The sequence below is a fragment of the Pseudoalteromonas maricaloris genome (genome assembly GCF_024746855.1).
In the GTDB taxonomy this organism is placed as follows: Bacteria; Pseudomonadota; Gammaproteobacteria; order Enterobacterales; family Alteromonadaceae; genus Pseudoalteromonas; species Pseudoalteromonas maricaloris.
In genome coordinates this window covers 209838-229187 of record NZ_CP024626.1, presented here as the reverse complement: position 1 = coordinate 229187, position 19350 = coordinate 209838, and the positions used below count along the sequence as shown (strand labels likewise).

Sequence of the window (19350 nt, the reverse complement as noted above, 5' to 3'; positions counted from 1 at the left end):
TCATTTTTATAAATGTAAGCGCTTTACCAAAAAAAATCAACTAGGAGTTTGTCGTGAGCGTACCGTCTCAACCACAGGTTTCAGCAGCAATCGCCACAGGCCATACTGGCCAGTACCGATTTGCTTTGGGGGCCCTCACCTCACTATTTTTTATGTGGGGTTTCATTACTTGCTTGAATGATATTTTAATTCCGTATCTCAAAGGCGCGTTTGAGCTTAATTACACTCAAGCGATGCTGATCCAATTTTGCTTTTTTAGCGCCTATTTTGTTGTTTCGGTGCCAGCTGGCAAATTGGTTGGAAAAATCGGCTATCAAAAAGGCATTGTAACTGGATTACTTACCGCAGGCATCGGCTGTGTGCTTTTTTACCCAGCGGCTGAAAGTGGTATCTACGGCGTGTTTTTATTCGCGCTATTTGTACTAGCGGCAGGGATCACAGTGCTACAAGTTGCTGCTAACCCTTTTGTTAGTGTACTTGGCTCTCCCGAAACCGCCCCTGCACGACTCACCATGACCCAAGCCTTTAACTCTCTCGGTACGACTGTCGCTCCATTTTTTGGCGCCATGCTCATCTTCAGTGAGGGAAGCACAGTTGAGGTGGGCAATGCCAGCGCAACCCAATTGCCTTACTTGATGTTGGCAGCCATGCTCGCGTCATTGGCTTTGATCTTTGCCTTTATCAAACTTCCCCAGCTAAGTAGTACTACTACTGAGGAAGTCACCACAGGTGAAATCAAGGCATGGCAGCATAAACACTTGGTGCTTGGTGCAATCGGTATTTTCGTTTATGTTGGAGCTGAAGTGGCAATTGGCTCAACGCTCGTTAGCTTCTTACATCAACCGGACATTGGCAACATGACCGAAGCCCAAGCTGCAAAGCTCATCGCATATTATTGGGGTGGAGCCATGATCGGACGCTTTATTGGCGCGTTAGTCATGCAGAAAATATCGGGTCGAACCGTGCTTGCCTTTAATGCAGTCTGTGCATTTGCATTAGTGCTTATCGCAGTATTTAGCAGCGGTCAGCTCGCCCTTTGGAGCATTTTGGCGGTCGGGCTTTGTAACTCCGTGATGTTCCCGACTATCTTTAGCTTATCGTTGAATGGGCTTGGAAAACAAACGGCACAAGGCTCAGGCATTCTCTGTCTTGCTATTGTCGGCGGTGCAGTTATCCCGCTATTACAAGGGATGCTAGCAGACGGAATCAATCTGCAGCTATCATTCTTACTGCCTGCTTTATGCTATATCTACATCGCCTACTTTGGATTAAAAGGCGCAACTCCTCAGCGTTTCAAGAGTAATTAAGACATGAAAACGAAAATAACCATGCTAAGTCTTGCAATGGCTATCGCAACCTTAACAGGCTGTAGCGAAAGCCCAAATAAAACCAGTGTTGATGCAGCTCGCCAAGTAGAAAACTGGCCAGCGCTGACGCCTGCTATCCAAACCGATAACAATCTAGAAGAAAGAATTCGGTCGATACTCGCTAAGATGACCCTGGAGCAAAAAGTTGCGCAGATGATCCAGCCTGAGATTCGAAATATTACCGTCGCAGAAATGCGAGAGTACGGATTCGGCTCATATCTCAATGGCGGTGGCGCATTTCCTTACAACAACAAACATGCAACGCCGGAAGATTGGGTTAAACTTGCCGAAGCGCTCTATCAGGCATCGATTGACGATAGCCTAGATGGCAGCACTATTCCAACCATGTGGGGAACGGATGCGGTTCATGGCCACAATAACGTCATTGGCGCTACGCTATTTCCACATAACATTGGCCTTGGCGCAGCAAATAACCCAGATCTTATTGAGAAAATCGCCCACATTACCGCAAAAGAAGTGTTAGCCACCGGAATTGATTGGATCTTTGCCCCGACGGTCGCGGTGGTGCGTGATGATCGCTGGGGACGCACCTATGAAGGATACTCGGAGCATCCCGACATCGTAAAAGCGTATTCCAGCGCTATTGTTAAAGGCTTACAGGGCGATCCTAAGGCGGACTTTCTTGGTAAGAACCGCGTGATCAGCACGGTAAAGCATTTTGTCGGCGATGGTGGCACAGTTGATGGTGACGACCAAGGCGACAACATCGCCTCTGAAAAAGCATTAATTGCACTTCACGCTCAAGGCTACGTAGGCGGACTTGAAGCCGGAGCACAATCGGTGATGGCGTCGTTTAACAGTTGGCATGGCGAAAAAGTGCATGGCAGTCATTATTTGCTTACCCAAGTGCTCAAAGAGCGAATGAATTTTGATGGTTTTGTGGTGAGCGATTGGAATGGTCACGGCCAAATAAAAGGCTGTACGAACGACAGCTGCGCGGAGGCCATTAATGCCGGCATTGATATTGTCATGGCCCCGAACGACTGGAAAGCCTTGTACAACAATACGCTAGCGCAAGCAAAAAGCGGCGCTATCGCGCAGTCTCGCATTGATGATGCAGTAAGTCGTATTTTAAGAGTTAAACTCCGTGCGGGACTTTTTGAAAAACCAAGTCCTGCAAATCGTCCATTGGCTGGCAACTCAGAAATCATTGGCGCAGAGTCGCACCGTAAAGTTGCGCGCCAAGCCGTACGTGAGTCACTGGTTTTACTCAAAAACAAAGATCAGCTATTACCACTTAAACCAAACCAACATATTTTGTTAGCAGGCGATGGTGCCGACAATATCGGCAAACAATCCGGCGGATGGAGTATTACTTGGCAAGGTACCAACAACACCAATGCCGACTTCCCGGGCGGTACTTCTATTTATGATGGTATAAAGCAGCAAGCAGAAGCGGCTGGTGGCACCGTCACATTAAGTACTAGCGGTGATTTTGAAGATAAGCCTGACGTTGCCATTGTGGTCTTTGGCGAAGATCCCTATGCAGAAGGCCACGGTGATAGAGCAACGCTTGAATACAAGCCGTCTGATAAGTCTGATCTCGCATTACTCAAACGCTTTAAACAAGCTGGAATTCCTACGGTGGCGGTGTTTATCAGTGGTCGCCCAATGTGGGTAAACCCTGAACTCAACGCATCAGATGCATTTGTGGCGGCATGGTTACCGGGATCTGAGGGAATTGGGATCAGTGACGTATTACTTGCCGAAAAAAACGGCCAAGTTAAGTATGATTTTACTGGCAAGCTTAGCTACTCTTGGCCAAAAACGCCGACACAAATCGTCAATTACCAAGATGAAAATTACGACCCGCTTTTACCTTATGGTTTTGGCTTACGTTATTCAGACCAAAATGTACTAGCAGATAATTTACCAGAGCAAATACAAACTCAGGCAAATCTCGCCGGCGGTGTAGACTTACTGGTAAGATCAATCAATAAACCTTGGCAAGGCCATTTATACAGCAGTACCGAAAATCAAGTGATAAATGCCAACACCCATACGCTCGGTGGTATTAGCTACCGCACAACTGACAGAGAAGTACAAGAAGATGCCATTCAGCTACTTTTTGACGGTAGTCGACGCAGCGGCTTTAGACTCGCTAGTGAAAGCTACTTTAGGGAAGACATAAGCCCAAGTATTCCAACCGACAGCGCCCTTACTTTTAAAGTACAAGTTGATGCAGCGCCAGATAAACCGGTTTGGGTAGCGATGAGCTGCGAAGGCGAAGCGGATGCAAACGGCTCATGCACCGCAAAAATCGATATTGCTAAGCAACTTCAAGCGATGCCGTTGGCCAAATGGCAATCACTAAGCATTGACCTCAATTGCTTTGAAACCCAAGGGATGGACTTCACTAAAACCGTTGTCCCTTTCGAGCTTTCAACCGCTGGGATACTCGAGGTAACGCTGTCTGAGATACAGATCTCTTCAGAAGCATCACCGACACTAAGCTGCAATTAGTCCCCTTAACACGATGTGGGCACCAAGCTGTGTTCACATCGTTTTTTTAGTGTCTAATGAACCAACTTTAATGTGGACTAGAATTTAAGAGATCTAAGATAAGCCAATTGTCTGATGCGCTCGTTTATTCTTTTTACAGGGCACAAACAAGCGATTTAAAAAGTCACACCAAGAGCACACTTGCCCTCACCCGTTCAATTTAATACTCTACTTTATGAGCTAAATGAGCTAACACCAAGGAAGAGTCAGAGTGTCAAACATAGCCGAACAAGTGATTAGTACCTATCCACCTGCTGCACAAGCAAAAATCAGGGCACTGCGTAGCCTCGTTATACAGGTGGCCAGTGAGCAAAACTTTGGCGCAGTGATTGAGGCAATAAAGTGGGGAGAGTTAAGCTTTAGTGTTAAATCGGGTAGCCCTTTCCGTATGGCTTGGAAAGCCAAAGCGCCTACTAACTATCACCTTTATTTTCACTGCCAAACGAAGCTAGTTGATACATTTAGAGTACTATTTTCCGACGAGTTACAATTTGAAGGAAACCGAGCGATTGTCCTTAAATTAGAACAAGACATGCCAACAGCACTACTTTACCGTTGTATCGCCATTGCAATGGACTATAAAAACCTCAAAAACTTACCTTTACTCGGACAATAACAACCAATCAGGGTAAACCTTGCCCGAAGCGAAAAACCCACCGTTACCAATTTTTACAACCGTGTACTTCTTACCTGAATAAAACGTGAAAAAATTACCCCATTAAAACACGAAGATTAAAAATCAATTAAATTCAGCAACTTAAATATTTAAATTTGTGGTTCGAGCCTTGCTTACATAGTGATAGATAAACAATGTAGATGCATTTCGCCATTCAGCATTGGAAAACACCAAAACCAACTAGCGCAAATAACAACATTAGGAGCATAAAACATGACACCACAACCCGAGCTGCAAGGTAGTTTTATCGATTTCGTGAACAAGCAGCAATTTCCATGCATTTGTGGTGGTAATAGAGCCGAATTAGCGTTTAACCATGTTGAGGTTTTAGGTTTTGGCGATCTCACCTCAAGACACAACAACTTCAGTTTAATAACGAGTCTCTATTCTTTTGTCGAAAAGGTAGAGTTTGACAGCATGAAAAGTGCCGCGTTTGTGGCGGTTTTTGAGCAGAGCCAACACTTAGATGACAGCGACTTTAATAAGTCTGTTTGGCGTAAACTCCAAGAATTGCAAAACCTAGTTTCGCAGAGCACTCCTAGAGGGCCGCATTCTCAATCGTCAGATTGCAGCAATAGCTTTCATTTTAATTTGGATGGCGAGCCGCTTTATATCACTTGTTTAAGCCCTACAAGCGCATCAAGAAACAGAAAGTTTAAGTACCCAGCGATTGTTTTTAACTTAATGCCTCAGTTTGAGGTCCCACAGAGTTTCCGTGTCGTCGAATCACACGTAGAAACCCACAGAATTTAATGCACATTGTACCAACGGAGAGGAACTAAATATGAGCAACATCATGGTAATCGATTTTATTATTTACGTCGTCATTGGCATATTAACAACTTTGGGTTGTTTTGGCTTAATGAGTGCTTCAAGCGCTTATTCAAATCTAAGTAGCCCAACCACTCGCACTAAGGCTAGTAAGCCAGCTGCAGTGCGGAGCTAAGCGATGCCGAACTCAAGCTTTGCTCCCTTTAACTACTCGCGGGAAAAGGGAGTATGCTTACATTTTTAAGCCACTCAAACTACTTACCGGCGGCAACTAAACCGGCGCCAAACCCAAAAAACACGCCACCGCTCACTTTGTTCATCATCGTCATGCTCTTCGGTGACGACAATTTAGTCTTAGCAAGGCCAGAAAACACCGCATAAGAAATATGCACTATAAACACCAGCAGGCTAAAGGTAAAAACCAGCAACATAAATTGCGGCAAAAAGGCATTTTCCACATTGATAAATTGCGGAAAGATAGACATAAAGAAAATAACAGCCTTAGGGTTAGTGATCGAAACAAAAAAGCCTTCTAAAAAACACTTTTTCATCGAACTGGCTGCAATAGACTTGCCTATTTTACTTTCACCTTTAGTTCGCCACATTTTGTAGCCTAAATAGAAAAGATATGCAGCGCCAATAAATTTAACAACCGTAAATGCCAATACGGAACTGGCTAAGATCACACCTAAACTTGATGCCGATACCGCGGCGACAATCAAAATCCCGAGCGCGACACCACAAATACCAGCTAAAGACTTGGCAAAACCTCTTTGAATTGAGTTATTGATAGTCAGCATCACCGCAGGCCCAGGTAATAAAATTGTCGCCAAAGCGACACCTACAAACAGAAAATAATTGTCCACAATATTAACCCCGCAAACACTCGTACGAATCTCACTCACCGCATCATCACACTAAATCATGAATTTACAAAGTAATATGCGATAGGTGGAAGCGGCGTACTGAGTTTATCAAAAAAACCCTTTTTCGAAGTAAGCCTTATCTTTACCCTATGAAATATGTACTTGAATGAGCGCGACATAAAGTCGCCCCTACTGAATTAGAGCCAAAAAAATGCAGACTCATCGGTCTGCATTTTTATGCCAATTTGCTTAATTAAGTGAAATTGGTATTTAGTGAACGGATACGCAAAGGATCACTCAAAAGTATACCTCACACCAACCGAGTATCTCGGGCCGTATTGACGAGCAAATAAGAATTGCTCTTCATACCGACCATATCCTTGCTCGGTTTCATTGTTTAAGTTAATACCTTCAAAGAACACCGTAAACTGCTCATCAATATCGTAATTCACACTCACGTCCCATTGGCCGTAAGACTTGGCATATTGCGGTGGTGCATCTGCCGAGCCTTGCGCTTGACCTACCCCGATAAGATAAGCGTCACGCCATGCGTAGGTTAACTTCACCGATAACCCGTCTTTTTCGTAAAATGCTTGGAAGTTAGCCGAGTCACTCAACCCCGTCAGCGGTGCTTGCTGCACTAGGCTTTCACTATCAAACTCAACATCGCCATCAACAAAAGTTGCATTTACACCAAGGCCAAAACCCGTTTCACCAAATAAGTGCTGTACCGCCACTTCAAAACCATCAACCGATTTGCTATCGGTATTTTGTGGCTGGCTGATGTTCCATACCATCAAAGGATCGTCACTGCTTGGCTCAATTTTACCATCGGCATTACCGTGACCATTGGCGAGCATTTGCGCAAAAATAGCATCACTGGTTGCCTGCTCTCCACGGGCTTCAATATCTGCAATCGCTTGTTTATACCTTGGACCATTGTAAATATCGTAAAGACCTTCAATGGTGGTTTGCGTGATTGTGGTTTGAATAAAGTTATCGACCTCTTTTTTGAAGTAGCCAAGTGACGCGTAACTTCCTTCGTTGTAATAATATTCAAGTGAAAAATCTAGGTTGGTCGACTCAAACGGTAATAGATTTGTATTGCCTCGAGAGCCAGTTCTTGCTCCCGGTTTTGGGCTGCCTGACAAACTTCTGCCACCCGCAAGATTGCTAAGCGGCGCACGCGACATTGTTTTGCCCCAAGACGCTCGTGCAATTAAATCTTCGGTGATATCAAAACGCACATCGATCATCGGCAATAGAATGTCGTAATCCCCTTCCTGCGTTAAGAAATTGTCATCCCCCCCCGCAGCGTATTGCATAATCCATTCAGATGGACTGTCCCAATTCACTTGCGTTTCCACACGCTGACGCACCACACTTGTCACATCCGTTTGTTCATAGCGCAGGCCTGCGTTGATCTGCACAAAGTACTCAGAAAATTCAAACTCCCATTTGGATTGCAAGTAGATGCTGTCAGTGGTTTCATCAACTCTACTTTGGCTGTCTATGCCATCAAAATAGGCGTCCGCCGAGTAGTAGTCAGCACCGATCACATCTTCTGTTAGATACGCAAGCTGCCTTGCAATAGCTTCATCAAAGTCATAGGTATAGTAATACCCCGGCTGTAAGTCACTGCCACCACCAGCAAATTGGTCTAGCAAATCACCAGTTTCATGGCGCGTAAACATACTATCTGGGAAAATTTCTTTAAACGAAGGATTAAAACCCGGTCCTCCCCGTAGACCACTCCACGCTTCATACCCCCCAGTTGACTGTTCAGTACGAGCAGCACCAAACTGCACACTCACTAGGCCAATATCAAAACTGTCGTTAAACCAAGTGGTATCAAGTTGCAACTGCTCGACCGTCGCCTCTCCGGGAGAATGGATAAATTGGCTAAAGTTAGAATCAATTTCACTTGCCATGAGTTCATTCGTGCCATTTTTCCAAAGCACATTTGCATGCGGCACTTCGCCCTGCCGATAGTCATAAATCTTAGTGAGCAACTGATCTGAGCCTAAGATGATTTGACCATCACTACCCAAGCCTTTATCTGCGCCATTATCGGTTTCGTTTTTCGAGTCGTGATAATCAAGCTCTACATGCCAATTATCGTTAATTTGCCAGTCCAGATTTAAGCCAAGTGAACGCGCCTCGACTTCCGTCGTATTCCTATTAGCAGTAAACGACGCATCATTACCACCAATATCGGCATAAACCGCGGTGCCATTTGCATCTAACTCATAGGCGTTAATATTACCGCCAAACTCATTCCAAATACCCCACCCCACCGTATTAGAGCCAGTTACGGCAAGGCTTGCCGTATAATCTAAGGTGGCAACAAAACCGTTAGTCGGTGCATATTGAAAGGTAACTTGACCGTTCGTTCTTTCTCGCTCTAGATCTTCAATGCCGTAGTTCATGTCTTTTGGAAAAAAGTAATTTCCGACTTTATTACCCTCGGCATCTTCAGCACGGCCATCAATGATTTTAGATGGGTCTAAATCAGGTAGATCAACATTGGCCTGCCAGCCTTGAATATTGGCTTGCTGCTTTTGAAAATCACGTTGCTGATGGGAGAAGGAAAATCCAAAACCAAAGGTTTCATCGGCAAAGGTATTACTATAAACCGCGGAAACCTCAGGTGTAACATCATCTCCCGCTTCGTTAGAGGTATCAACAATCGCCTTTGCTGTTGCGCTAAAGTGTTGCCCTGGGCGTTGTAGTGGCTTACCCGTGACAATGTTGACCAAAGCCCCTAAACCGCCACTTGGTACATCAGCACGTCCGGTTTTATATACCTCAAGCGCACTCACGCCTTCTGCGGCTAGGTTTTCCAAGTTATACGAACGAGTATTACCTGTGCCCGGCATTTGACGACCATTTAATGTCACCAAGTTAAAATCAGGCCCAAAACCACGTACGGTAATTTGGCTGCCTTCACCGTTGGCACGGCTGACCGAAACACCGGTGATCCGTTGTAAAGATTCGGCTAAGTTGGTATCTGGAAATTTCCCCATTTCCTCTGCCGAAATGGCATCCATAACCCCCGATGCGGAGCGCTTTAAATCCATTGAACGGATCAAACTTCCGCGGATCCCTTTCACTTCGATCACTTCGACTTTTTCGGCTGTTTGTTGCTCTTCTGCTTGAGCAATGCTGACCATACCCGCATTCATCGCTATTGCTAGCGACAACTGAACGGCAAGCTTACTTTTATTGAATTGTTTGTTATTCATGACTGCCCTGCGATTCTATTCTTGCTGCTTGATCACCGAGTTCAAAGCACTATTGGCGATCCACACTGGCTTATTGACTGATGATTTCAACATTGTCTATGCGGTAAACGGCGCCCTCGCCCATTCCCCAACTGGGGAATACCATCAAGACATCAATGGCACTAATATCAAGTCCTGCATCGTACAAAGCTTGAAGTGGAAACGTATACGTTTGCCATTTGCCAACTTCTGGAGCTTGACCTTCACCGCTTTGGTTTAGAGCAAGCTCTACCGCCGCACTGGCATCATTTGACTCAATTTTAAACAGCCATTGAGCGTCGATATTTGCAGGTGCTGAAGTCACTTTCATATCAAACTTAACTACGCCAGTTTCTAGTAAATGGGAAGCATCGTAATAGACATCGTCATCCGCTAAGAACCCCATCACAGTTGGGGTTGCACCAATAACAAATTGCGCAACTTGACCGTGGGCTGCATCTTCGTCTACTTCGATTGTGGGTGTAGAGCCACCACAGCAATCCCAAATTGACCACTGCTCAGCAGCTTGATCTTTGAATAAGCTTAGACCACCACTCGCCTTGTCACCGTCAGGATGAAAGATTTTTGCGTTATCAACACGATAAACCGCACCGCTACCTGAGCCCCAAGCTGGGAAAATCATCACCACATCAATTGCACTTGGATCAAGTCCTGCCTGAGCCAAAGCTTCAATTGAGAAAGTATAGGTTTGCCATTCACCGACCTGTGGCGCTACACCCTCTTGTGATTCAGATAGTGGTAGCTCAACCGCACTCGCGGCGTTATCAGACTCAATTTTAAGTAGCCAAGGGGCATCAGGCGTTGACGGTAGGCTCATGACTTTCATCTCAAACTGTACTACGCCACCTGCTAAAATTGCAGTTGCATCAAACGGCTTTCCAGCTCCGCCCACTTCTGTTCGAGACGAAAACCCCATTACCGTTGGTGTGTCACCAATCGTAAATTCAGCAACAATACCATGCGTCGCATCGTCAGAGACTTCAGCCGGTGCCGAGCCACCACAACAATCCCAAAGCGGCCACTCAGCGTTAATGGCATTTTCAAATAAGGTCAACGAAGGTAAGTTTGTATCCTGTGCAATCTCAACCTTATCAACACGATAGATAGCACCATTTCCGGCACCCCATGCTGGGAAGATCATCACTACATCAATAGCTGACACATCAAGTCCTGCATCAGCCAACTGCTGTAGTGGGAAGGTATAAGTTTGCCACGAGCCTGCGGCTGGTGATTGTCCTTCAACGCTTGCAAAAAGATCGAGTTCAGCAGCGCTAGAAGCACCTTGGCTTTCAACTTTAAATTTCCATGCTGCGCTCGGGTCTGAAGGCATTTGTGTCACTTGCATATCGAACCGAATATAGCCCGCTTCTAGCATACTCGTTGCATCAAATGGCGAGGCTTTACCGCTTGGATCTGTGATAAATTCGGCACGGCTGGTAAAGCCATTTACGGTTGGCGTCTCACCGACCATAAACTCAACAACATTGCCACGGCTTTCGTCTGCAACCAATGCAGGCGTAGAGCCACCACAACAATCCCAAGCTGGCCAGTTAACGTTAAAATTATCATCAAAGATGGTTAGGTTTTTAGCGGTACCCGAAGAAGGTGGCGACGGGATAGGTGCTTCACCTTCGACTAACGCATCTTCAAGGTCGTCGTAGCCTGGGCGCACCGTTTCACATCCTTTGCCCGTTTCAGGGTTAGAGCCGCATTCATACACTCTGACATAGTCAACCACAAACGATTGTCCGTTCACAAAGGCGTCCGAGTCGATACCTTTATTATTAACGTTTTCTGGCCAATCACCACCAACGGCAAGGTTTAAGATAAGATGAAACGGCTGATCAAAAGGCGCACTATCCCAATGAGTAACCAGCTCGCCAGAACCTTGCTCGTAGTATTCAGCAAACCATCCACGGTGTTTTAAACCAACCGCTTCTTGCTTTGAGTTGTAACGAACCTCCGATTGACGTTGCGTGGCATAGAGATAACCATCAACGTACCAACGGATCTCACCCTCTTGCCACTCCACAGCATAGGTATGGAAGTCATCGGCTGGATTTACGCCATCAGGTATGGCGTATGCTTTACCGGTGTGAACATTATTAGGCCAATCACGGCCGTAATGAAGCGTGCCATGCACGTTAGATTCAACCGAGCCGTCTTCATTAGCGACCTTGAGGTTTACCGCTTCCATGATGTCTATTTCACCAGACTTGGGCCAGCCACCGTAAACCTCATCCGTAGGCAACATCCAAAACGCCGGCCAGCTGCCTTGCCCGCTTGGTAGCTTGGCCCGCATTTCGAATCTGCCATACTTAAAATCAGCTTTATATTTGGTGTTCAATCTTGCCGAGGTATACGGCAGTTGTGCGCCTGCTTGCGCTGGGGTAGCGACAATATTCAGCATGCCATCGGCAATAAACGCGTTCTGTTCACTGTCGGTGTAACACTGTTTTTCATTGTTGCCACCGCCGTCGCAATTTACCTCGTGCGTCCACTTAGATGTGTCTATCGCATCGCTATCAAATTCATCGCTCCACACTAGCGTCCAATCTGAAACCGGCGCTGTGGTATCAACGGATTTATAATTAGTTTCTGTCTCGGCGCTTCCGCCACATCCCGCTATGATAGCCACAGAGATTGCGGTACATAGCCTTGTTAATTTTCTTGCTGCAATTTTCATCAGTTACCCCGATGCAAAACGTCGTTGTCAAATGGTTGAATACTAAGAACTTTATTATTTAACCTAAGGCTTAGATAAGCCGTCGATTAACTCATCGTTTCTCAGAGCAGGTTATTTAGCTATACGCTGGAAGACTACTCAGCGCGTTCCTAGCAACAAATGTAAGCGCTTACAAATAAAGTTAAAAAAATACACGCAAAATGTAAGCGCTTTCACAAAAGTAAACTAAGTTAATTTATTCGTCAATATTAAATTGTCATAAGGTGAAAATCTGCATGCTATAAATACAGACTTAACAGAACAGTAGCATCTCATAAAATCGCAGCAGAAAAAGCTGTAAAGGGGCTTTACATGTTTACGCAATCGCTACGTCAAGATAAATCATACGCTTTAACTTGGTTGACAATACGGTGAAATTCACTGAGATTATCGAACCTGAGCTTCGGATAATTAATGCCTTTCTAGCAGCCAGTTTTACGTGAGTTAAAAACAATGAATCAGCTCATTCCTTATCCAAACCTCAGGTTGAGAGCAAAAAATTAGGGTCATGTTATGAAATCATATTTCCTTTTAGTTGCAGCAGCAGGTGTTATGAGTGGTTGCATGACCACCAACCCAAGCAGTAACCAGCGCCTCTGTGAAACGACACTACACAATTACATAAAATATCGAGATTCGGGTTCAGCGCAAGAATATCAAAGTGTTTTTACACAGGATGCAACATTTAGTATCCCAGCACTCAATATCAATATTACTGGTGCTGAAGAAATAACAATAAGGCAGCAACAAGCCATAAAAACAACAAAGAGTATGCACATGATAACCAGTGCCGATATTCAACCTATCGAGGCAAATAAGTTTATTGCTAAAAGCTACTTTGTTCTTTATCAGCAGCCAAAATCTCAATCAGATGCCCCAATCACCGTATTTAACGGAGTGTATGAAGACGAGCTTAAAGTAATCGATGGCCGATGCTTAATCAATCACCGCCTTGTTAACGTGATCAAAAAAGAGACTTGGCATTAGGCGTTATTAACCAGGTTATTGTTTATGGCATTGTGCAATTTTGTACAAGACTTTTTGAGTGAAGACAGATACGCTTTTCATCAATGGGGGAGAGAATTATGCAACACTCAAAGTTTAGTTTTCACCGTGAACTCGGTGGCCTAGAAGTACTACACAACATTGATAAGCAGGAAGACTTTGGTAGACATAGCCACAGCGGCTATACGCTTGCCCTAGTGGATAGTGGTGCGCAGCGATTCTACCGCAGTGGCGGTGAACACTTAGCTAGTCAGCATAGTGTCATTTTGATTAATGCAGAGCAGGTGCACGACTGCAGAAAGGCGTCCAAAGATAAGTCTTCATACCGTTCACTCTACCCAACGCCTGAACTATTTAATCAGTTTCTTGGTGATGGCAAGGCAATGGCTCCTTTTTTCCATGATGCAGTGGTACACGACCGAGCGCTTGCGGCACTCATGAACGCCACTTTTAACGTCTTAGAATGTGATACCAGCGTGCTTGAAAAGCAGTCTCAACTTATAACTCTGCTATCTTATTTAAGCAATAAGCAAGGCAAAGTCACATTCGATACAAAAATCCCTTCGGTTAAGCAACGAATTACCACAGCACGCCATTTTCTTTTGGATAATTTATTTGAAGATGTGTCACTCGACTCCTTAGCGAGCCTTGTCGGCATGAGTCCCTTTTACTTTATTCGCGTGTTTAAGGCCCACACCGGCCTCACTCCCCATGCCTTTCAAATACAACACCGGCTTAATCATGCCAAAGCATTATTGCGCAGTGGCAAAAGTGTTTCCCATGCAGCATTAAGCGTAGGCTTTTATGACCAAAGCCATTTCAACCGTCACTTTAAAAAGAATATGGGGATCACTCCCAGTCAATATAGCAAGGCTTGTTAATATGAAAGTCGCAGTATGCAAAGGCTTTTGGGATATGTTGCCATTAAATCTCGCCGTGCTTCCTTGGGGAATATTGTGTGGCTCCCTTGCCGTGCAAAATGGCTTTACGCCGCTCGAGGCACAGTTAATGTCGTTATTAGTTTTTGCAGGCTCAGCGCAGTTAGTGGCAATAGAGCTTATTGCCAAAGACACCGCGCTTATCACCTTGCTTGCGACTACCTTTATTATTAGCGCGAGACATTTACTCTATGGCCTTGCTATCCGCAACAAAATGATAGATAAGCCCCTTAAATGGCGTGGCCCCATTGCGTTTTTTCTCACTGACGAATTGTTTGCGTTTTCCCATCACCACCGCGCCTATCAAGGCAAACTTCGGCTCGTGTATGCGCTCATCGCAGGTGGTAGCTTTTATGTTGCATGGAATCTGTGGACGCTCATTGGTATCGTCGCAGGTCAGTTTTTACCTGACTTGACCAACCTTGGCTTAGACTTCGCGATTGCGGCAATATTTATTGCTTTAGTGGTCCCGAGTATTAACGCATTACCCGTGTTATGTGCTTGTTTAACGTCGGCAGTAACTATCTTAGTGTTCAAACTGATCCATTTTGAATTTGGTTTAATCGCCTCAGCACTACTCGGGATGTCGGTGGGATATGTGCTACAAAGTAAAAAGGAGCGTGTATGATCACCACTATTTTAGCCATGGCTTGCGTCACGTTTGCAACTCGGTATCTATTTTTGGCAAAACAACTGCCTTTTACTATCGGCCCTAAACTACAGCGCTTTTTAAGCTTTAGCGCCCCTTGCGTACTGACCGCCATTTGGGTACCCATTGTATTTATTCAAGACAAGCAACTTGCCATCACGCCAAGCAACCCCTATTTAGTCGCCGCAACGGTCGCGGTAATACTGGCGTTTCGTTTTAAAAACCTCTATGTCACCACGTTTGGGAGCCTAGCTGTGTTTTACTTGCTGTACTAAATGCGAAATGGTTACGGCCGTTGGATTAAACTCCAAACGCATGAGCGCCGTTTCATCGTCTGCTTTACTCACGCAAACCAATGCACGCTGGTTTAGCGCTTCGAAGCGCCCCGTCACATGGGCTTCACGGCCAATCGCAGCAAGTGGAAATACCATATCGCCTTGCTCAACTTCGATATTTACGTCTAGGCCATTTGCTACTCGCAGCGTCATCCAGCAACCTAATTTTCTGCAAACATGAGTGACCACCCCTTTTACGGTCACAAGGTTTGTTGTGTAGTCATTGAGATTTGGCAATATGTGCTCTGCCTCGACTAACTTAGACATGTCTGCACCACCGGCAAATTCTAGCGGGCTTGAAAAGCTAAACCGAGAAAATACCGCCAAAGAGAGTGCAGTTAGCTTTATCGTATCCTTCATCATTGCGACTCCATAGCTTTTATCACTATTACCTCATCAATTGCTTACTCCTATAAAAAGTTATGGAGCATCAAGCATATAGCTATATAAAAGTACAATTCGCAACTAAAATCAACACAAAAGTTAATAAAAGGTAAATTTAGAAATTAAATGTTTTTGAAATTGACGCCACAAATGTAGAATCTGCATAGGAATCAATATCATTGCTTTCATAACCCAATGAAAAAGACCAAGTACTAATCGAGTAAGTTCCAGTTAGATGCCAGTGGGTATAGTCATCATCACCCGACTCCCATTCGTATTTATCACTATCAAAGCTCATTGAATGATCAACCCCGAGCGTCAGCGACCACCGTTCTGTGATTGGGATACTATGCGTGAGCATCACTATCCCGTGAGCAGCCCCTGTTCCAAAGTAATCCCATGCATACCAAAAGTCTAAATTTGTCTGGCCGTAATTAAACTTTGCAAAGGCTTCTGCATAGTTGTAATCAGAACTCACATCATCACCATGATAGGTATATTGCGAGAGACCAACATCAAGTTTTAATTTTTCAGTTAGCGTAAATTTGTAGCCACCATACAGATCTCCTTCTACATCCGTACCATCGCCAAAATCTACTTGAGACACCCAGCCTCCAGCATACCAACCACTTTTTCCAAACCAATCTAAACTGACTTGCAGCGCTTCGTCTTCCTTAGTTTGACTCACGCCATTAAATAAATAATCGGAAGCCAATGTTACGGTAGAAGATGTCGCCGCATTGACGAATAGTGGAGTAAACAACAATGGCAGCAGCCAGTATTTTTTCATCTTTGAAATCACCCTTTAATTGCAGTCATTTCAAGCATAGACCGCCGTTCCCACCCTGTCACTGATACAGTTTTATCCGCTTGTTAACGAGCTTGGCATGATTATTTTTCCGTTTTATAAGCGTCTGGCTGGCGGTAATAAAAAGGTACTTATTGATGCTAAAAGGCGAGTAAGCAGGCACATAAAGTACGCTGTAAATTATCAATAAATCACTCCGCTTGCAGGACAGCACGTAGTGGTTCTGTTAGGATCCGTTTTTGCCTGTAAAATCTTTGGAAAAGCCCTTGAAATTGTCATTTATGTTTCGCTTACTGGCGTTACCCGCGCTGCTGTTTACACTGACAACCCATGCCGCGTCGGTCTATGTACAAGCCGGGCCGGGGAGTTTTAATCATGCTGCACTTGACCTACTCGCCAACCGCCAGTCGCAGGACTATGAGCGTTTTTACTCGGGCACCCCGGAGCATACTTATGCCAATGCCGCGCAAGCGCAGAGCTGGGCTTTCAGCGCGCTGGCCAACTCCACTATTGAAGGACAACTGGTCCCAGCCATTGTCAATGCGATGCGTAACTACAAGGTAACGGAGCTGAGTGCCGCTGTGCATATGCCCATCGAAATGTGTGTTTTTGGATTGAACAAGACAGCTAAAATTACGCATGCAGCATCCCACCCGGCAGCCCTGAACCAAATTGGTCATTGGCTCAATGCTCATCAGGTACAAACCAAGCCCGTACCCAAAGGCACCAACGAAGCGGCTCGCTTACTTGCAAATGGACAATTTGACCAAAACACCGTTGCCGTAGGTAGCTGCGCACTTAAAGTGGTTTACCCTGAGCTGACACTGCGCGAAGTAAGTGTTCAGGATAACGCGGACAACCATACGCTGTTTGGTCTGATGAAAATGGAAAAACGATCTCAGCCGATAAGCGAAGATGAAGCTCGCACCGCGCTGGCACAGATCGTTGAAAAGGCGAATGCATTGGTTAAAACGCGAACAGACTCTGCTGAGGAGTTATTCTCACATATCAACCTACGCCTCGCTCAGATGCAGCCTGTAGCACTGTTTAAAGCACAACAACACAGGCCAATTGAAGACTTATCCCGTGAAGCCACTGTGCTCTCAAAAGCGCTAGAGCAAGCCCGCCAGCAATGCCTGGATAGTGCAAGCGTTGAGGCGTTTTTCCAAGCACAAATGGATGCTGCAAAAGCTATTCAATACAGATACCGGGCACAATGGCTGGCTGAAGGCGTACCAAACGAAGACGCGAATTTGGATCAGCTAAGAAGCACATTAAATCAGCTTGGTGCAGCCATTCTTGAAACACTGACCCAGCACCTTGCCAAGCACGGTAACCTCACGGATGAACAGGCAGGCTTGTTTAACCAAATAATAAACACCGAACAGCTCTTTGCAATCGATAAAGCTAGGCTCTTTTCGGCACTGCAAAAGGTGCGTAGGGTGGATAACTGCACTATTACTGCTTCATAAACAAATTAGCGACTTGTTGCGATTACAACAAGTCGGATTAGCTGATGTCTTGTCTGGTTAGGACTACACCAACGACATCAGCCATAAGGCAATGGTTTTAAAAGAACCACTGCCTTGTTCTAGCAGCTTGACGGCTTTCCATTGCATTGATGGCCTGAACATCTGGGCCTGTTAAACTTTCATTTTGCTTTTCACTCTTTAATTTCAGTCACTTCACGCAAAGACCCGTTTTATTGATCTGCATCCATTTACATTCACCTTGGCAAAGATAATAATGAGAATGATTTTTAATTAAGGAGTTAAATATGAAAGCCTCTCTTTCCATCACATTGCTTAGCCTCGGTGCCTTTTCGTTTGCGCATGCCGCATCAGCAAATGAATGTGAGCTCAGCATCGAAGCCAACGACATGATGCAGTTTTCTAAAAAATCACTCAGTGCGCCATCTAGCTGTAAAGAAATTTCAGTCACGTTAAAGCATACGGGTAAACTGCCAGCCACCACCATGGGCCACAACTGGGTGTTGAGCAAAGCGGCAGATGTTCAAGCCGTTGCAACCGATGGTATGTCGGCAGGTGCAAATAATAGTTATGTAAAGCCAGACGACGGCCGCGTTTTAGCCGTATCAAAGGTGATTGGCGGTGGCGAGCAAACCACAGTGACCTTCTCTACTGAGCAGTTAAAGCAAGGTGACAACTACAAGTTCTTCTGTTCTTTCCCGGGCCATTTCGCCATTATGCAAGGCACCTTTACACTTAGCTAACCATTTTCAGAGCGGAGTTTATAATGAGCCATTTCAAAAACCCGCTCTTACAGTTTTCCACTCGAGCTTTATCCCGCGATGAAGAAGCGGTTTTTTCAAGCATTAAACCGCCCCACTCCGGTTAGGCTATCTCTCTCACTGCAATTATTACTTTCCCCCTTGAACAACATACCTATAATCATTACAATCAATTGCAAACAATAATGATTATCACCATCATGAGCTTTTTCTCAATTATACCGTTTTGGTTTACCGCCGTGTTACTCTACTTAGCAAGTCCTAAGCAACGATTTTTGGCCTCTTCGATACATAAACCCACAGCATACAGTATAGCTTTAGTCCTTGTTTTGTCTGGGGTTATTATATTGACTCTGCAATACCCAATTATTTCTGCAATGTTGGCCAGTCTCGTTTTAATTATGTTTTCTTTGGTGTCGGTGACGCTAATAAGTGGATACTCAGTAAAGCGCCTCTATCTATGCTCAACACTGGTTTTTTTGCTATCTCTATTTTTTGGGGGAATAAGTTATGTGGCCTAAAACGTTAGTTGGATTTTTCTTAGGGCTATTACTGTCTATTTCTTTGGTGCTAAACCTCAATTTACTCCTGCCATTTTCAGAGTCCACAAAACTGATGATAGGCTTGGTGCTTGCATTTCCGATATGGGCGGGGATCTTAGTTTGGAGCTATGCATTTTCAAGCGCTAAAGCCGCGTGCAAACCTTTGTTTGCTATCTTTATCCCCTCTTTGCTACTAAACACAGCATTACTGTTAATAAGATAAACA

General features: G+C 44.9%; 16 protein-coding genes. 11 read left to right on the top strand and 5 right to left on the bottom strand.

Annotated features, from left to right (window positions below; all coding sequences use genetic code 11):
* Positions 1-53 precede the first annotated feature (53 nt).
* From CTT31_RS18880 to CTT31_RS18865, 4 genes are all read left to right on the top strand, one after another.
* Positions 54-1307 carry a sugar MFS transporter gene (locus CTT31_RS18880; RefSeq protein WP_260492775.1) on the top strand — a complete coding sequence of 418 codons (1254 nt, stop codon included), beginning with the start codon at positions 54-56 and terminating at the stop codon, positions 1305-1307.
* A gap of 3 nt (positions 1308-1310) precedes the next feature.
* Complete coding sequence (locus CTT31_RS18875) at positions 1311-3851, top strand: glycoside hydrolase family 3 protein (RefSeq protein WP_260492774.1); 2541 nt, start codon at positions 1311-1313, stop codon at positions 3849-3851.
* Between the two features lie 250 nt (positions 3852-4101).
* Positions 4102-4506, top strand: a complete 405-nt coding sequence (locus CTT31_RS18870; protein ID WP_260492773.1) for a DUF1801 domain-containing protein — start codon at positions 4102-4104, stop codon at positions 4504-4506.
* Positions 4507-4779: 273 nt separating this feature from the next.
* The gene (locus tag CTT31_RS18865) at positions 4780-5319 is read left to right on the top strand and encodes a YqcI/YcgG family protein (RefSeq protein ID WP_260492772.1); all 540 of its coding nucleotides are present in this window, start codon (positions 4780-4782) and stop codon (positions 5317-5319) included.
* Between the two features lie 272 nt (positions 5320-5591).
* On the opposite strand, the gene CTT31_RS18860 is transcribed toward CTT31_RS18865, so the two are convergent.
* The 3 genes from CTT31_RS18860 to CTT31_RS18850 all read right to left on the bottom strand — a co-directional run bounded on the left by CTT31_RS18860 (position 5592) and on the right by CTT31_RS18850 (position 12173).
* Positions 5592-6170: a LysE family translocator gene (locus CTT31_RS18860; protein WP_260492771.1), complete on the bottom strand. Its 579-nt coding sequence runs from the start codon at positions 6168-6170 to the stop codon at positions 5592-5594.
* Positions 6171-6496: 326 nt separating this feature from the next.
* Positions 6497-9448, bottom strand: coding sequence for a TonB-dependent receptor (locus CTT31_RS18855; RefSeq protein ID WP_211857371.1), 2952 nt, complete (start codon positions 9446-9448; stop codon positions 6497-6499).
* Positions 9449-9518: 70 nt separating this feature from the next.
* Positions 9519-12173: a glycoside hydrolase family 16 protein gene (locus CTT31_RS18850; protein WP_260492770.1), complete on the bottom strand. Its 2655-nt coding sequence runs from the start codon at positions 12171-12173 to the stop codon at positions 9519-9521.
* Between the two features lie 552 nt (positions 12174-12725).
* Here CTT31_RS18850 and CTT31_RS18845 point away from each other — a divergent pair.
* The 4 genes from CTT31_RS18845 to CTT31_RS18830 all read left to right on the top strand — a co-directional run bounded on the left by CTT31_RS18845 (position 12726) and on the right by CTT31_RS18830 (position 15079).
* Positions 12726-13199: a nuclear transport factor 2 family protein gene (locus CTT31_RS18845; protein ID WP_260492769.1), complete on the top strand. Its 474-nt coding sequence runs from the start codon at positions 12726-12728 to the stop codon at positions 13197-13199.
* A 98-nt stretch (positions 13200-13297) separates the two neighbouring features.
* The gene (locus tag CTT31_RS18840; RefSeq protein WP_260492768.1) at positions 13298-14098 is read left to right on the top strand and encodes an AraC family transcriptional regulator; all 801 of its coding nucleotides are present in this window, start codon (positions 13298-13300) and stop codon (positions 14096-14098) included.
* A 1-nt stretch (position 14099) separates the two neighbouring features.
* On the top strand, positions 14100-14783 hold the full coding sequence (locus CTT31_RS18835; RefSeq protein WP_010607477.1) for an AzlC family ABC transporter permease: 684 nt from the start codon (positions 14100-14102) through the stop codon (positions 14781-14783).
* The gene (locus tag CTT31_RS18830; RefSeq protein WP_039491726.1) at positions 14780-15079 is read left to right on the top strand and encodes an AzlD domain-containing protein; all 300 of its coding nucleotides are present in this window, start codon (positions 14780-14782) and stop codon (positions 15077-15079) included. Before CTT31_RS18835 ends, CTT31_RS18830 begins: the two co-directional genes overlap by 4 nt.
* Here CTT31_RS18830 and CTT31_RS18825 read toward each other — a convergent pair.
* Positions 15053-15502, bottom strand: coding sequence for a DUF4920 domain-containing protein (locus CTT31_RS18825; protein WP_211857377.1), 450 nt, complete (start codon positions 15500-15502; stop codon positions 15053-15055). The two genes, CTT31_RS18830 and CTT31_RS18825, sit on opposite strands and share 27 nt — an antisense overlap.
* Before the next feature lie 136 nt (positions 15503-15638).
* Positions 15639-16313, bottom strand: a complete 675-nt coding sequence (locus tag CTT31_RS18820; RefSeq protein WP_211857379.1) for a TorF family putative porin — start codon at positions 16311-16313, stop codon at positions 15639-15641.
* Positions 16314-16597: 284 nt separating this feature from the next.
* On the opposite strand from CTT31_RS18820, the gene aroQ reads away from it, so the two are divergent.
* The 3 genes from aroQ (at position 16598) to CTT31_RS18805 (ending at position 19347) form a co-directional block, all read left to right on the top strand.
* Positions 16598-17803: a gamma subclass chorismate mutase AroQ gene (gene aroQ / locus CTT31_RS18815; protein WP_260492767.1), complete on the top strand. Its 1206-nt coding sequence runs from the start codon at positions 16598-16600 to the stop codon at positions 17801-17803.
* Positions 17804-18108: 305 nt separating this feature from the next.
* A complete protein-coding gene (gene azu / locus CTT31_RS18810) occupies positions 18109-18564 on the top strand; it encodes an azurin (protein ID WP_260492766.1) in 456 nt (151 codons plus the stop codon).
* Positions 18565-19092: 528 nt separating this feature from the next.
* Positions 19093-19347: a hypothetical protein gene (locus CTT31_RS18805; RefSeq protein ID WP_039491737.1), complete on the top strand. Its 255-nt coding sequence runs from the start codon at positions 19093-19095 to the stop codon at positions 19345-19347.
* The last annotated feature ends 3 nt before the right edge of the window (positions 19348-19350 follow it).

Bases quoted from the DNA above. Each gene is read 5' to 3' on its own strand.
- CTT31_RS18865 (WP_260492772.1), top strand. From the start codon at position 4,780: ATGACACCACAACCCGAGCTGCAAGGTAGTTTTATCGATTTCGTGAAC.
- CTT31_RS18855 (WP_211857371.1), bottom strand. From the start codon at position 9,448: ATGAATAACAAACAATTCAATAAAAGTAAGCTTGCCGTTCAGTTGTCG.
- CTT31_RS18845 (WP_260492769.1), top strand. From the start codon at position 12,726: ATGAAATCATATTTCCTTTTAGTTGCAGCAGCAGGTGTTATGAGTGGT.
- azu (WP_260492766.1), top strand. From the start codon at position 18,109: ATGAAAGCCTCTCTTTCCATCACATTGCTTAGCCTCGGTGCCTTTTCG.
- CTT31_RS18820 (WP_211857379.1), bottom strand. From the start codon at position 16,313: ATGAAAAAATACTGGCTGCTGCCATTGTTGTTTACTCCACTATTCGTC.
- CTT31_RS18805 (WP_039491737.1), top strand. From the start codon at position 19,093: ATGTGGCCTAAAACGTTAGTTGGATTTTTCTTAGGGCTATTACTGTCT.
- CTT31_RS18835 (WP_010607477.1), top strand. From the start codon at position 14,100: ATGAAAGTCGCAGTATGCAAAGGCTTTTGGGATATGTTGCCATTAAAT.
- CTT31_RS18840 (WP_260492768.1), top strand. From the start codon at position 13,298: ATGCAACACTCAAAGTTTAGTTTTCACCGTGAACTCGGTGGCCTAGAA.
- CTT31_RS18825 (WP_211857377.1), bottom strand. From the start codon at position 15,502: ATGATGAAGGATACGATAAAGCTAACTGCACTCTCTTTGGCGGTATTT.
- CTT31_RS18875 (WP_260492774.1), top strand. From the start codon at position 1,311: ATGAAAACGAAAATAACCATGCTAAGTCTTGCAATGGCTATCGCAACC.
- CTT31_RS18830 (WP_039491726.1), top strand. From the start codon at position 14,780: ATGATCACCACTATTTTAGCCATGGCTTGCGTCACGTTTGCAACTCGG.
- CTT31_RS18850 (WP_260492770.1), bottom strand. From the start codon at position 12,173: ATGAAAATTGCAGCAAGAAAATTAACAAGGCTATGTACCGCAATCTCT.